The organism is Plantibacter sp. MCCC 1A11337 (assembly GCF_013349365.1).
In the GTDB taxonomy this organism is placed as follows: Bacteria; Actinomycetota; Actinomycetes; order Actinomycetales; family Microbacteriaceae; genus Plantibacter; species Plantibacter flavus_A.
This window is the reverse complement of record NZ_JABJWX010000001.1, coordinates 1,432,845-1,445,053: the sequence shown is the minus strand read 5'-3', so window position 1 is coordinate 1,445,053 and position 12,209 is coordinate 1,432,845. Positions and strand designations below refer to the sequence as shown.

Here is a 12,209-nt window from a genome sequence, read left to right as displayed (position 1 = left end):
ACCGAGCCCGTCGCGGTGCGACGTCCGCATCACCACCAACCTCACGAGAGGCAGCAGTCATGAGCGTCACCGAGCAGCAGGCGCGTCACACCGCACCCGACGGAGCGGAACCGCTCGTGCGTCTCCGCGGGGTCACGAAGCGCTTCGACAGGACGGTCGCCCTGGAGCGCGTCGACCTCGACATCCGTCGCGGTGAGATCGTCGTCCTCCTCGGTCTGTCGGGATCCGGCAAGTCGACGCTCCTCCGTCACCTGGACGGTCTCGAGCGGCCCACCGCCGGGTCCGTCTCGGTCCTCGGCGACGAGGTGCCGGCCCTCGGGCAGCGCGCCCTGCGCCGGCTCCGCGCCCGCGTCGGGTTCGTCTTCCAGCAGTTCGAGCTGGTCCCGTCGCTCACCGTCCTCGAGAACGTCCTGACCGGTTCGCTGGCGGGCGTCCGCGGACCACGTCTCGGCATCCTCGGCTACGGCCGCAACCTGAAGATGAAGGCGCTCGGCCACCTCGACCGCGTCGGCCTCCTGGAGCGCGCCTACCAGCGCGCCGACACCCTCTCCGGTGGTCAGCAGCAGCGCGTGGCCATCGCCAGAGCGCTCATGCAGGACCCCGAGATCCTGCTCGCCGACGAGCCCGTCGCCTCCCTCGACCCGGAGTCGAGCGAGCAGGTGATGGCCCTCATCCGCGAGATCGCGATCGACCGTGGACTCACCGTCGTGTGCAGCCTGCACCAGGTCGACCTCGCGCTCTCCTGGGGCGACCGTATCGTCGGTCTCCGGCACGGCGAGGTGGTCCTCGACACCACGACCGACGGCCTGTCGAAGACCGAGGTGATGGAGATCTACGGCCGGGTCGCGACGAGCACCCGTGAGCTGCAGGCGATCGCCGTGGAGTTGGAGACCGACGAGCTGCTCGGCGACCCCGACGACGACCTCCGCGGCCTGCTCGGCGTCGAGGAGCGCGTGGGCGAGGACGAACTCCCCGACGAACCGGAGTGGGAGTTCGACGCCGATATCGACGGCCGCGAGCCCGACGAGCTCCGTCGACCTGGCAGGACCCGCTGATGGTCGTCACCGCGCCCGCGAAGACGGCACCGCCCGCCGACCGCCCGCCCGGACTCTCCGGACCCGTCCCGGTCGGTCGGCTCCGCCCGCAGACGATCGCCGCCGTGCTCACGCTCGTCGCGCTGCTCGCGTTCTCGGTCTACTCGCTCCTCGAGGTCGGGATCTCGATCCCGAACATGGTGGCGAGCTGGGGCAACGCGGTCAACTTCTTCAACCGGGTGGGGACGATCACGTTCCCGCCGGCCGGGGAACTGCTGTCGCTCACCGCCCTGACCCTGGGGATCGTGATCTCCGGCACCGTCCTCGCTGCGGTGCTCTCGATCCCGGTCGCGTACCTCGCAGCCGCCAACACGACCCCGGGACCGGCCTGGCGCGCAGTCGGTCGGTTCATCGGCGTGCTCAGCCGTGCCGTGCCGGACGTCGTCATCGCGATGATCCTCGTGCTCATGTTCTCGCTCGGCTCACTGCCCGGCATCATCGCGATCGGGCTGCACTCCGTCGGCATGATCTCGAAGCTCTTCGCGGACGCGATCGAGCAGGTCGACGAAGGGCCGCGACTCGCGATCCGGGCGGCCGGCGGCTCGAAGCTGCAGGAGTTCACCTCGGGCGTCCTGCCGCAGGTCCTCCCGTCCTGGGTGGCCACGGTCCTCCACCGCGGCGACATCAACCTGCGCGGTTCGGTCCTGCTCGGCTACGTCGGCGTCCTCGGCCTCGGCCGTGAACTGTCGCTCGCGTTCAAGTCACTCGACTACTCGCTCGGCATCGGACTCGCGATCGTCATCTTCGCGCTGTGCGTCGTCATGGAGATCGTTTCGAGCACCGTGCGCACCGTGATGCTCGGGGTGCAGCCGACCGGACGCGGACTCGGTGACCGCGTCGTGCGTCGGGTGGCCGCGGGTCGGGACGCGCGTCGCGCGGTGAATGGGAGCAGTCGGACGACCGCTGCTCCGAGCGCCGAGTCCCGGATCGCCGCTGCAGCGAGGCGACCCTGGACGCCGGCCCGCGTCCGTGACACCGTCGGTGCCTGGCTCGCCGTGGCGGTCGTGGTCTGGGGCGTCGTCGTGTCCGACATCCAGTGGGGCGACCTCGTGACGTTCTGGGCGAAGGCGCCCGACGTCCTCGCCCGTCTCTGGCCGCCGTCGTTCGGCATGCGCACGACGGAGCAGATGGTCGAGGCGATGTTCGAGACCGTCGCGATCGCCTTCGCGGCGACCCTCATCGCCCTCGTCTGCTCGATCGTCATCGGGTCCCTCGCCGCACGGAACGTCGCCCCGAACCGTGGTGTCCGCACCGGCGCCCGGTTCGCGCTCGTCGGCATCCGCGGCATCCCGGAGCTCATCCTCGCGATCCTGCTCATCGTCGTCACCGGGCTCGGTGCCCAGGCGGGGACGCTCGCGCTCGGCATCTGCGGGATCGGCCTCCTCGGCAAGCTCATCGCCGACTCCTTCGAGGAGGTCGCGCCCGGACCGGAACGGGCGCTGATCGCCGTCGGTGCGACCCGACCGCAGGTCTACGCCGCCGCGACCCTCCCGCAGGGGGCCCGCGCACTGGTCGGGCACACCTTCTACACGCTCGACACGAACATCCGCGCCGCGACCATGCTCGGCATCGTCGGCGGAGGCGGCATCGGCTACTACCTGATCCAGGCGGACCAGGGCGGGAACTACGACCAGGTCACGGCCATCGTGCTGATGATCCTCGCGGTGGTCCTCGTCGTCGAGGGCATCGCCATGTGGATGCGGAGGGTGTTCTCGTGAACGGACGACGGATGAGCGGCGGGGTGTCGGCGGCGCGGGTCGGCCTCGGCGTCGGCTCGCTGGGTGCTTCGGCCGATCGCGCCGACGTCGTGATCGTCGGAGCCGGCATCGTCGGGCTGTCGGCGGCGCTCGCCGCCGTTGACGCCGGTGCCGAGGTCGTGGTCGTCGAACGCTCGGCCGAAGCCCAGGGCGCGTCGGTCCGCAACTTCGGCCACCTGGCGGCGACGCCGCAGGCCGGGCTCGCCTCGCGCCTCGCCGCGCGTTCGGCCGAGATCTGGCAACGACTCGAGCAGGACGCGGGGCTGTGGGTCCGGCGTTCGGGCACGCACGTGGTCGCCCGGCACCTCGACGAGCTGCGCGTCCTCGAGGACTTCGCGGCGTCCCGTGCCCAGGCGGGTGCCGCAGCCGACGTCCGCCTGTACGACGCGGCCGAGTTCCTGCAGCAGGTGCCGATCAGCGCCGACGACGTGGTGGGCGGCGCCTGGCTGCCGCGCGACCTCCAAGTGAACCCGCGCCAGGCGCTGGGCGCCGTCACGGCGTACCTGGAACGCCGCGGTGTCGAGTTCCGACGCCGGACGACCGTGACCGGACTGCGCTCCGGCTTCGTCGACACCAGCCGCGGCGTCATCGCCGCAGGCCTCACCGTGGTCGCGGTGAACCACGACATCGACACGCTCCTCCGCGAGCTGGCCGAGCGGGCGGTCGTCCGTCGATGCGCGCTCGACATGGTCCGGGTGCGCGCCGAGCTCCCGATGCCGATACCGGCGCCGCTCCTGACCGGGTGGTCGCTCCTGCGCTACGCGGGATTCGCCGACTCGCCCGCCATCCCGGCACTCCGCGAGCGACTGCAGCAGGACCACCCCGGGCTCGCTTCGCTCGACGTCAACCTCATGGCGACCCAGCTGCCGGACGGGTCGATCATCCTCGGCGACACCCACAGCCGCGGCGAGGCGGTCTCCCCGTTCCAGTCCGAGCACGCCTTCGACGAACTCCTCCGGGCAGGAAGCGCGCTGTTCGGGACGAGGCTCGACGTCCTCGAACGCTGGCAGGGCGTCTACGCCACCGCCCCGGAGGAGCTGCTCATCGACGAACCGACCCCGGGCGTCCGCGTGGTCGCCGCGACGACGGGCATCGGGATGACGACCGGACCCGCGCTCGGCGAGCTGGCCGTCGCCGAGCACCTCGGCCCGACCTTCTCGCCCGCGCAGCCGACCAGCATCCGTGCCGCATCAGCCCACCTTCAGAAAGGCCTCTCGTGACCAGCATCGATCGACCCCAGCAGGACAGCACCGCGGCGCCCGACCTCGACGACGTGGAGACCGACCTCGACGACCTCGACGAGCTGGAGGACGGGTTCGACGACGCACACGAGGACGACCTCCTGCTCGAACTGGTGGTCCTGGACCTCGCCGGGACGACGGTCTCGGACGACGGCGTCGTCGAGGACGCCTTCCGCGTCGCCGCCGAGACGATCGGCATCGACACCGAGGACGCGCTCGACGCGGCCATCGAGCTCATCCGCGACACGATGGGCCAGTCGAAGCTCGACGTGTTCCTCATGCTGACCGACGGCGACGAGGCTCGAGCCGCTTCCGGCAACGCCACCTTCGAAGCGGCCTACGAGCGCCTCGTCGGCGAGGGTCGCGTCGAGGCGATCCCCGGAGCCGAGGACACGGTGCGGCGGCTCCGTGAGCTCGGCGTGGGGGTCGTGTTCACCACCGGGTTCGCCCCGGCGACGCGCGACGCACTCCTCGCGAGCCTCGGGTGGTCCGAGCTCGCCGACGACGCCCTGTCACCCGCCGACGCCGGCCGAGGGCGTCCAGCGCCCGACCTGCCGCTGACGGCGCTCCTCCGGTTCGGAGCGAGCGCCGTCGACACCGTCGTCGTCGTCGGCGACACGGCAAGCGACATGCTGTCCGGGGTGAACGCCGGCGCGGGGCTCGTCGTCGGGGTGCTCACCGGAGCGCACGACGAGGAGACGCTGCTCGCGGCGGGCGCCGACGAGACCATCACGAGCATCGCCGAGCTGCCCGCGCTCCTCGGTCTCGACTGAACGACCGACCGACCGGGGGAACCATGCACACGACGCTCACCGCGCACGCGGGCAACGACGTCTTCATCAGACCGTCGCCGATCGCGATGGTCTGGCAGGGGCCCGGGCACCCGCACCAGGCGATGGCGGTGCCCGGGGTGACGCTCGGGCCGGGGGACGTCCTCGTCGAGGTGGAACTGGCGACCGTGTGCGGCTCCGACGTGCACACCGTCCTCGGGCACCGTGACGCCGCCACACCGCTCGTCCTCGGGCACGAACAGGTGGGACGCGTCGTCGCGGTCGGGGGACCGGTCACGGCGGTGGACGGCACCGTCCTCGTCGCTGGGATGCGGGTCGTGTGGTCGGTCGTCGTGAGCTGCGGCGTCTGCGACCGCTGCTCCGCCGGCCTGGAGCAGAAGTGCCGCCGGCTCGCGAAGTACGGGCACGACCGGGTGCACCGCGGGTGGGAGTTGAGCGGTGGGTTCGCGACCCACGTCGAACTCCTCGAGGGCACGGCCATCGTCGTCGTGGGGGAGACGCCGCCCGCCGCCGTCTTCGCGCCCGCGTCCTGCGCGACGGCCACCGCGATCGCCGCACTGGATGCGGCCGGGCACGACCTGCCCGGCACGGCGGTGCTCGTGACCGGCGCCGGAATGCTCGGGCTGACCGTCGCGGCCATGGCGGCCGATGCTGGGGCACGCGTCGTCGTGAGCGATCCGGACCCCGCCCGCCGGCTGCTCGCCGGCCGTTTCGGGGCCATCGCGACGGTCGACCCCACCATCGGCGCCGCCGAGCACCTCGACGCCGCACACCTCGCGGCGGGTGTGGAGGGCTTCCCCGTCGCCATCGAGATGTCCGGCGACGCCCGTGCAGTGGACGCCGCCATCGCGTCGCTGTCGATCGGTGGAACAGCTGTCCTCGTCGGCAGCGTGTCGCCCGGTGCGCCGCTCGGCATCGACGCCGAACGCATCGTCCGACGCCTCCTCACGGTGCGCGGGGCACACAACTACCGACCGCGGGATCTGGCCCGCGCGGTCGACTTCCTCACCGGTGCGTGGCGTCGGTATCCGTTCGCCGAACTCGTCGGCCCGGAGTTCCCCTTGCAGGACGTCGACGACGCGCTCGCCGCAGCCGCGTCGGGCGCCTTCCCGCGCGTCGGGGTACGACCCTGAACGGACCACGGGGTGCGCTTCGACCTGGCGCGGATCGTCCGATGAGCCAGGCGGGGTCCCGACGACGGCTCGGCGACGTCCCGCCAAGGCGGCGTGACCCCTTCGGGCGCCCCCATTCCGGGGGCCACCGCGGTCGATCCGCCGCGGATTTCCGCCGATCTCGGCTCGTGAATCCCGCCGCATGACCCACCTTGTGGGGTATCCTCGGGCCATGACGGTCACGACTCGCCACCCCGGGGTGGTCCGTGTCGGTGGTCGCCTCATGGTCGTGGATCCCTTCGCGGAACGAGGCGAGCTCACCGAGGGTCAGCAGCGCGGTCACCAGCTGCGGCGGAGGATCACCCTCCTGCTCGGTGCCTTCCTCCTCCTCACGGGCTTCGTCCTCGGTGCGACGGCGGGCGTGCTGGTCGAGTGGTGGCTCGTGCACGACGAACGCTCGTCCGTGTCACTCCCCGGCTTCGACCCGGATTGGGCGCCCGGGCTCGACGTCGTCGGCGCCTTGCTCGGTGCGATCCTCGTCGCCGTCCTCCTGCTCGCGTCGGCCGAGCGACGCAACCGCCGCCGCCGACTGGACGGCGGACACCAGCCGTCGCGGTGGATCGATCCGCTCAACGATCACCTCATCGGGCTGAGTGACGACCTTCCGTGGACCTCGCTCTGGACGCTGACGCGCATGTACGCCACTGCGGAGCGGCTGCAGCGGGAGCTCGTGGAGCGCAGCGGCACACGCAGCGAGGTGGGCAGTGACGATTCATGCGATCTCGTCGAGGCACGGCTCGCGGCCGACGATGCACGCGACGCGCTCGAGAAGACGGCCACGCTCATGGGTGTCATCGTGCCGGAGGGGCCGCTGCCCGATGCGCAGGCCATCCTGGCCGACAGCGCTCGGCTCCGTGCCCGTCGGAAGACGAGCTGACCGGTACCTTCGATCAGCGACCGGTGCCGGTGAGGCGCTCGAGGAGTTCGCGGTAGCGGGCGGCCGTCTGCGTGACGATCTCGGCAGGCAGGGTCGGTGGTGTGGGCGTCGAGGCGTCGTCCTGGTCCCAGTTGTGGGCCAACCAGTTGCGGACGATCTGCTTGTCGAAACTCGCCATCCGTGCGGTGGGGTCGTCGCTCGTCAGGTAGACGTCGCGGTCCCAGTATCGGCTGGAGTCGGAGGTGAGCACTTCGTCGCCGAGCGTGATGACGCCGGTCGCCGGGTTGCGGCCGAACTCGAACTTCGTGTCGGCGAGGATGACGCCGTGACGCTCCGCCGTGAGCGCTGCCGTCTCGTAGATGCCGAGTGACAGGTCCTTCAGTGCGACCGCGTCGTCCTCGCCGATGAGTTCGACCATGCGGCTGAACGAGATGTTCTCGTCGTGCTCGCCGAGCGGCGCCTTGTACGCGGGGGTGAACAGCGGCTCGGGCAGGCGATCGCCGTCGCGCAGACCGTCGGGCAGCGGGATGCCGCAGACGGTGCGGTTCGCGACGTACTCCTTCCAGCCGGAGCCGGTGAGGTAGCCGCGGACGACGCACTCGACGGGGAACATGTCGAGCTTGCGGACGAGCATCGCGCGCCCGGCGAACTCCACCGGGATGCTGGACACCGCGACGCCCGCGGCGTCGAGCTCATGATCGGGCACGAGGTGGTTCGGCACCTCGCGGAGCTGGTCGAACCACCAGAGGCTCAGGCTGGTGAGCAGATCGCCCTTGCCGGGGATGCCCGGCTCGAGGACATGGTCGAAGGCGCTCACCCGGTCGCTCGCGACGACGAGCAGGAGGTCGTCGGGGCCGGCGGCCGGCTCGTACAGGTCGCGGACCTTGCCCGAGTAGACGTGGTTCCAGGCGTTGGTCTCCGAGGGTGCGCTCACTCGTTCATTATCGCGCATGGCCTCCTCTCTGGCCGATCGTCGGCCTTGCGTCAGCGTCGACGGCAGCGTATATTCCATGTGGAATAGTTCGAGCGGAACGATGGTGGGGGTCATGGGCAAGGTCAAGCCGCTCGGTCCGCTCGCCGTCGCCGCGCTCGGGTATCTGGCCGAGCGACCCATGCACCCCTACGAGATGTACCAACTCGCGCTCCACCGCCAGGAGGACCGCGTCGTCAAGGTGAGTCCCGGCTCGCTCTACCGCGCCGTCTACGGACTCGAGGCCGACGGCCTCGTGCTCGCTTCCGGGACCGACCGCGAGGGAGCCCGTCCCGAGCGCACCACGTTCGAGATCACCGATCTCGGTCGGCACCTGCTGGGGGAGCGGCTGCGCGAGCTGCTCAGCACCCCCACGAACGAGTACCCGGAGCTCGGGCTCGCGCTGTCCGAGGCCCACGAACTGGGCGCCGAGGAGGTGCGGATGCTGCTCGAGACCCGTATCCTCCGGCAGCAGGCCGAGCTCGCCGACCTCGATCGCCGCATGACGTGGGCGCTCGAACGCGGGATCCCGCGCGTGTACTGGATCAACGTCCCCTACTCGGCCGCCATGGTGCGCGCCGAGATCGCCCACCTCGAATCGCTCCTCGCCGAGATCGCCGACGGTGCACTCGCCTGGCACGTGCCGGGGACCCGTGCGCCACTCCACGAGCAGGCGGCGACCCCGCCCGTGTCAGCTCAGCCGACACCCTCCACCTGAACCTCCGGGACGACCGACCAGTCCGGCCGGCGGTCCCGCTCATCCTCGCGTCCCGAACGCGAACCCGTCCTCCATGCAGAAAGGGACATCATGTCCGCATCCTCCACGCCGCCGCCCGCCGGCGTCCCGTCTCCTGCGAAGGGGGCGGTGCGCCCCTGGCCGGCGCTCTGGTCGCTCGTCATCGGCTTCTTCATGATCCTCATCGACACGACCATCGTGTCCGTGGCGAACCCCGCGATCATGCGCGGCCTCGACACCGACATCAACAACGTCATCTGGGTCACGAGCGCCTACCTGCTCGCCTACGCCGTGCCGCTCCTCATCACCGGTCGTCTCGGCGACCGCTTCGGCCCGAAGAACCTCTACCTCACCGGTCTCGTCGTCTTCACCCTCGCCTCGCTCTGGTGCGGCCTGTCGGGCTCCATCGAGATGCTCATCGTCGCCCGCGTCGTGCAAGGTCTCGGTGCGGCGCTCATGACCCCGCAGACGATGGCCGTCATCACGCGCATCTTCCCGCCGGATCGCCGTGGCGCGGCCATGGGTCTCTGGGGAGCGACCGCCGGTGTCGCGACGCTCGTCGGCCCGATCCTCGGCGGCGTGCTCGTCGACGGCTTCGGGTGGGAGTGGATCTTCTTCATCAACGTGCCCGTCGGTGTCATCGGCTTCATCATGGTCTGGCGCAACGTCCCCGCGCTCGCCACGCACCCGCACAAGTTCGACGTGCTCGGGGTCGTCCTCAGCGGGCTCGGGATGTTCCTCCTCGTGTTCGGCATCCAGGAGGGCCAGAGCTACGACTGGGGCACGATCACCGGTCCGATCACCGTGTGGAGTCTCATCATCGCCGGTGTCGTCGTCCTCGGCCTGTTCGTCGTGTGGCAGGCCGTCATGAAGGGTGAGCCGCTGCTCCCGCTGGCGTTGTTCCGCGATCGCAACTTCTCGGTCGGCAACCTCGCGATCTCGACGATCGGGTTCACGATCACGAGCATGTCGCTGCCGCTCGTCTTCTTCTACCAGACCGTCCGCGGCCTGACCCCGACGCAGTCCGCGCTCATGCTCGTCCCGATGGCCGTGCTCTCCGCCGGCCTCGCGCCCGTGGTCGGGCGGGCGATCGACCGCGTGAACCCGAAGTGGTTCGCGCTCGCGGGGCTCCTCCTGCTCGCCCTCGCGCTCGGCTGGTACTCGATCCTGCTCACGCCGGAGCAGCCGATCCTCATGCTGCTCCTCCCGAGCGCCGTCCTCGGTCTCGCCAACGGCTTCATGTGGGGCCCGGTCTCCAATCTCACCACCCGGGGGCTCCCGCAGCACCAGGCCGGCGCCGGCTCAGGTGTGTTCAACACGACCCGTCAGATCGGAGCCGTCCTCGGCAGCGCCGCGATCGCAGCGCTCATCCAGGGACGCCTCGCGGCCGAGCTGCCCGCCGCTCCCGGTGGGGCGACCGGGGGCGTGAGCGAGGTGACGGGCGGCGAGCTGCCCGAGTTCCTGCACGCCGGCTTCACCACCGCGATGGCCCAGTCGCTGCTCCTGCCCGCAGCGTTGGCGCTCGTGGGCGCCGTCGTGGTGCTGTTCTTCCAGAAGCCGAAGGCGGCGTCCTGGTCGACCCCGGAGACGCAGCACGGTCAAGCGACCGCAGCGGCCGAGGCGGCGAGTCGCGCAGTCGCCGAGTGACGCGTTCGGAGCGACGACACCGGGTCGGCTCAGGGATCGACGAGGTCGCTGACCGTCCTGGTGCCGCCGTTCCAGAATCGGAGGCCGAGGACCCGTCCGTCCGGGAGCGGGCCGATCGCAGCCAAGGTGTCGAGCGCTGTGGCCGTCTGCTCCCGGGTCAGCCGACGGGAGAGCGTGACGTGCGGCGTCCAGAACCCCGGCCGAGTGTGGTCGAAGGCGCCCTGGACCAGCGCGGCGATCCGGTCGTGCAGCTCGAGCAGCGCCACCCCTGGGACGACACCGAGCGCGAGGACCGCGCCCGACCGACGAGGGAAGGACAGCGGGGCGCCGAGGCGGACGGGGAACGGTCGGAAGTCGGGTCGTCCCTGCAGCTCCAGCGTCGCCCCGGCGGCCAGGGTGACGTGCGGACGGTTGCTGGCACCCTGGTGGGTGGACAGGCTCGGTAAGCCGGCCTCGGTCAGGGCGCGCCATCGAGCCCGGACGGCCGCGTCGAGCTCGTCGTCGAAGGTCACGTCGACACTGTCCGTCATCAGTCGGTCGGCACCGGCCAGACGTAGTCGAGCGTCGCCGGGTCGTCGGGGAAGATCCCGCTGTAGAGCTCCGGCGCTTTGGCGAGGAGCTTGGACCGGTGGGAGCGATGGACGTCGGCCCGCCCGAGCCACGGCGGCAGCTCGAAGTCGTCCGCCTCGTAGGCTTCGCGGTCGTCCGGAGCGTCGGCGAGTGCCAGCAGGGTCTTCTCGAGGCAGGTGTCGGCGTGACCTCGGCCGACCCAGACCGCGCAGGTGGCGACCTGGTAGTCCATGAGCGCGGGCCGATACCCTCGCCACATCGCCGTCACCGGATGATGCTGCCAGCCGTACCCCGGGACGATGAGCGCCTTCATCACCTGCAGCGTCTCCACCCGCTGCTTGCCCAACCGCTTGTCGTCGAGGACCGCGGCACTCGCCAGGAAGTCGGGGTAGGGGAGGAACGTCTGCACCCTCCCAGTCAACACGGTGGCAGCGCCCGTCGACAGGGCTTGCGGTCCTGGACCGCCTCAGTCGACGGGGAAGAACGGGGAGACGGCCGCGGCGAAGGATCGCGGCTGCTCCACCCAGGGGTAGTGTCCGCACCCGTCGAGCACGATCGCCTGGCCGAGGGGGAACCGCTGCGCGAGGGCGACGACGGGCGCGAGTCCCGTCAGGCCGTCCTCGGAACCCGCGACCACGAGCACGGGTGCCGTGACGGTTCGGAGGGCGTCGCGGATGTCCTCGACCTCGTCGATCGTGGGGGTGTGCACGAACGCGTCCTGCGCGGCCGGGTGCCAGGCGCCCAGACGCTCGTGTTCGCGGGCGGTGTCGTCCCACTCGCCCCAGGCGATGGGCGCCACCGCCGGAAACAAGCGGTTCCCCGACGCGGAGTCCGGCGCCGCGAGCAGCGCGGGCAGCGCCTCGAGGAAGCCGGGGTACCAGTCCTCCGCCGCGTGCCGGGCGATGATCTCCGCGCTGTCGTCGTCCGTGTCGACGAGCCAGGTGGCGGGTGGCGTGATGAGGCACAGGCGGTCGAGCCGGTGCGGGTAGCGCGCGGCGTAGCTCACGGCGACGCGGGTACCGGCGGAGTGCCCGAGGAGTTCGAGGCGGTCGACGTCCAGCCAGCGACGCACGGCCTCGACGTCCTCGGCGAGTTCCGGCCAGCTGGCCGCAGCGGTCGACGATCCGCTCTCGGAGCGTCCGACCCCGCGCTGGTGCAGCAGGATGAGGCGACGCCTGGTGCTCAGGCCCGCGAGATCGCCGAGGTAGACCGGGTGACGCGCCGGACCGCCGGCGAGGACGACGAGGGGCGGCAAGGCGTCGTCGCCGATCACGTCCACGTGCAGCCTGGTGCCGTCGTGACTCTCGACGACGGCCGACGACCCGGTTCCCGCTGCTGCGCTCATCCGGGCCGC

At 71.2% G+C, this 12,209-nt stretch carries 12 protein-coding genes; 8 read left to right on the top strand and 4 right to left on the bottom strand.

The window, feature by feature from the left end:
* Positions 1-59 precede the first annotated feature (59 nt).
* The 6 genes from phnC to HOW07_RS06640 all read left to right on the top strand — a co-directional run bounded on the left by phnC (position 60) and on the right by HOW07_RS06640 (position 6,932).
* The gene (gene phnC, locus HOW07_RS06665; protein WP_175116397.1) at positions 60-1,055 is read left to right on the top strand and encodes a phosphonate ABC transporter ATP-binding protein; all 996 of its coding nucleotides are present in this window, start codon (positions 60-62) and stop codon (positions 1,053-1,055) included.
* Positions 1,055-2,812, top strand: a complete 1,758-nt coding sequence (gene phnE / locus HOW07_RS06660; RefSeq protein WP_175116396.1) for a phosphonate ABC transporter, permease protein PhnE — start codon at positions 1,055-1,057, stop codon at positions 2,810-2,812. The genes phnC and phnE overlap by 1 nt, the downstream gene beginning before the upstream one ends.
* Complete coding sequence (locus tag HOW07_RS06655; RefSeq protein WP_371743594.1) at positions 2,809-4,071, top strand: TIGR03364 family FAD-dependent oxidoreductase; 1,263 nt, start codon at positions 2,809-2,811, stop codon at positions 4,069-4,071. Before phnE ends, HOW07_RS06655 begins: the two co-directional genes overlap by 4 nt.
* Positions 4,068-4,865 (top strand): HAD family hydrolase, encoded by a 798-nt coding sequence (locus HOW07_RS06650; protein ID WP_371743593.1) that lies wholly within the window; start codon positions 4,068-4,070, stop codon positions 4,863-4,865. The genes HOW07_RS06655 and HOW07_RS06650 overlap by 4 nt, the downstream gene beginning before the upstream one ends.
* Positions 4,866-4,888: 23 nt before the next feature.
* Entirely contained in the window at positions 4,889-6,016 is a 1,128-nt protein-coding gene (locus HOW07_RS06645) for a zinc-binding dehydrogenase (protein ID WP_079001432.1), read from the top strand.
* Between the two features lie 211 nt (positions 6,017-6,227).
* Positions 6,228-6,932: a hypothetical protein gene (locus HOW07_RS06640; protein WP_139205499.1), complete on the top strand. Its 705-nt coding sequence runs from the start codon at positions 6,228-6,230 to the stop codon at positions 6,930-6,932.
* A gap of 13 nt (positions 6,933-6,945) precedes the next feature.
* Here HOW07_RS06640 and HOW07_RS06635 read toward each other — a convergent pair whose 3' ends face one another.
* On the bottom strand, positions 6,946-7,884 hold the full coding sequence (locus HOW07_RS06635; protein WP_121291608.1) for a phosphoribosylaminoimidazolesuccinocarboxamide synthase: 939 nt from the start codon (positions 7,882-7,884) through the stop codon (positions 6,946-6,948).
* A gap of 94 nt (positions 7,885-7,978) precedes the next feature.
* Here HOW07_RS06635 and HOW07_RS06630 point away from each other — a divergent pair, with 94 nt between their 5' ends.
* Together HOW07_RS06630 and HOW07_RS06625 are read left to right on the top strand one after the other, a co-directional pair.
* Positions 7,979-8,620: a PadR family transcriptional regulator gene (locus HOW07_RS06630; RefSeq protein ID WP_175116395.1), complete on the top strand. Its 642-nt coding sequence runs from the start codon at positions 7,979-7,981 to the stop codon at positions 8,618-8,620.
* 90 nt (positions 8,621-8,710) lie between these two features.
* A complete protein-coding gene (locus HOW07_RS06625) occupies positions 8,711-10,285 on the top strand; it encodes a DHA2 family efflux MFS transporter permease subunit (RefSeq protein WP_175116394.1) in 1,575 nt (524 codons plus the stop codon).
* Between the two features lie 29 nt (positions 10,286-10,314).
* Here the strand turns inward: HOW07_RS06625 and HOW07_RS06620 are convergent, their stop codons facing one another.
* Genes HOW07_RS06620 through HOW07_RS06610 form a run of 3 tightly spaced genes read right to left on the bottom strand, consistent with a single transcriptional unit; the run spans position 10,315 to position 12,200 of the window.
* On the bottom strand, positions 10,315-10,797 hold the full coding sequence (locus HOW07_RS06620; RefSeq protein ID WP_175116393.1) for a 2'-5' RNA ligase family protein: 483 nt from the start codon (positions 10,795-10,797) through the stop codon (positions 10,315-10,317).
* A gap of 17 nt (positions 10,798-10,814) precedes the next feature.
* A complete protein-coding gene (locus tag HOW07_RS06615) occupies positions 10,815-11,264 on the bottom strand; it encodes an MSMEG_6728 family protein (protein WP_175116392.1) in 450 nt (149 codons plus the stop codon).
* 57 nt (positions 11,265-11,321) lie between these two features.
* The gene (locus tag HOW07_RS06610) at positions 11,322-12,200 is read right to left on the bottom strand and encodes an alpha/beta fold hydrolase (RefSeq protein ID WP_175116391.1); all 879 of its coding nucleotides are present in this window, start codon (positions 12,198-12,200) and stop codon (positions 11,322-11,324) included.
* Positions 12,201-12,209: the final 9 nt, after the last annotated feature.

Bases quoted from the DNA above. Each gene is read 5' to 3' on its own strand.
- phnC (WP_175116397.1), top strand. From the start codon at position 60: ATGAGCGTCACCGAGCAGCAGGCGCGTCACACCGCACCCGACGGAGCG.
- phnE (WP_175116396.1), top strand. From the start codon at position 1,055: ATGGTCGTCACCGCGCCCGCGAAGACGGCACCGCCCGCCGACCGCCCG.
- HOW07_RS06645 (WP_079001432.1), top strand. From the start codon at position 4,889: ATGCACACGACGCTCACCGCGCACGCGGGCAACGACGTCTTCATCAGA.
- HOW07_RS06640 (WP_139205499.1), top strand. From the start codon at position 6,228: ATGACGGTCACGACTCGCCACCCCGGGGTGGTCCGTGTCGGTGGTCGC.
- HOW07_RS06635 (WP_121291608.1), bottom strand. From the start codon at position 7,884: ATGCGCGATAATGAACGAGTGAGCGCACCCTCGGAGACCAACGCCTGG.
- HOW07_RS06630 (WP_175116395.1), top strand. From the start codon at position 7,979: ATGGGCAAGGTCAAGCCGCTCGGTCCGCTCGCCGTCGCCGCGCTCGGG.
- HOW07_RS06625 (WP_175116394.1), top strand. From the start codon at position 8,711: ATGTCCGCATCCTCCACGCCGCCGCCCGCCGGCGTCCCGTCTCCTGCG.
- HOW07_RS06610 (WP_175116391.1), bottom strand. From the start codon at position 12,200: ATGAGCGCAGCAGCGGGAACCGGGTCGTCGGCCGTCGTCGAGAGTCAC.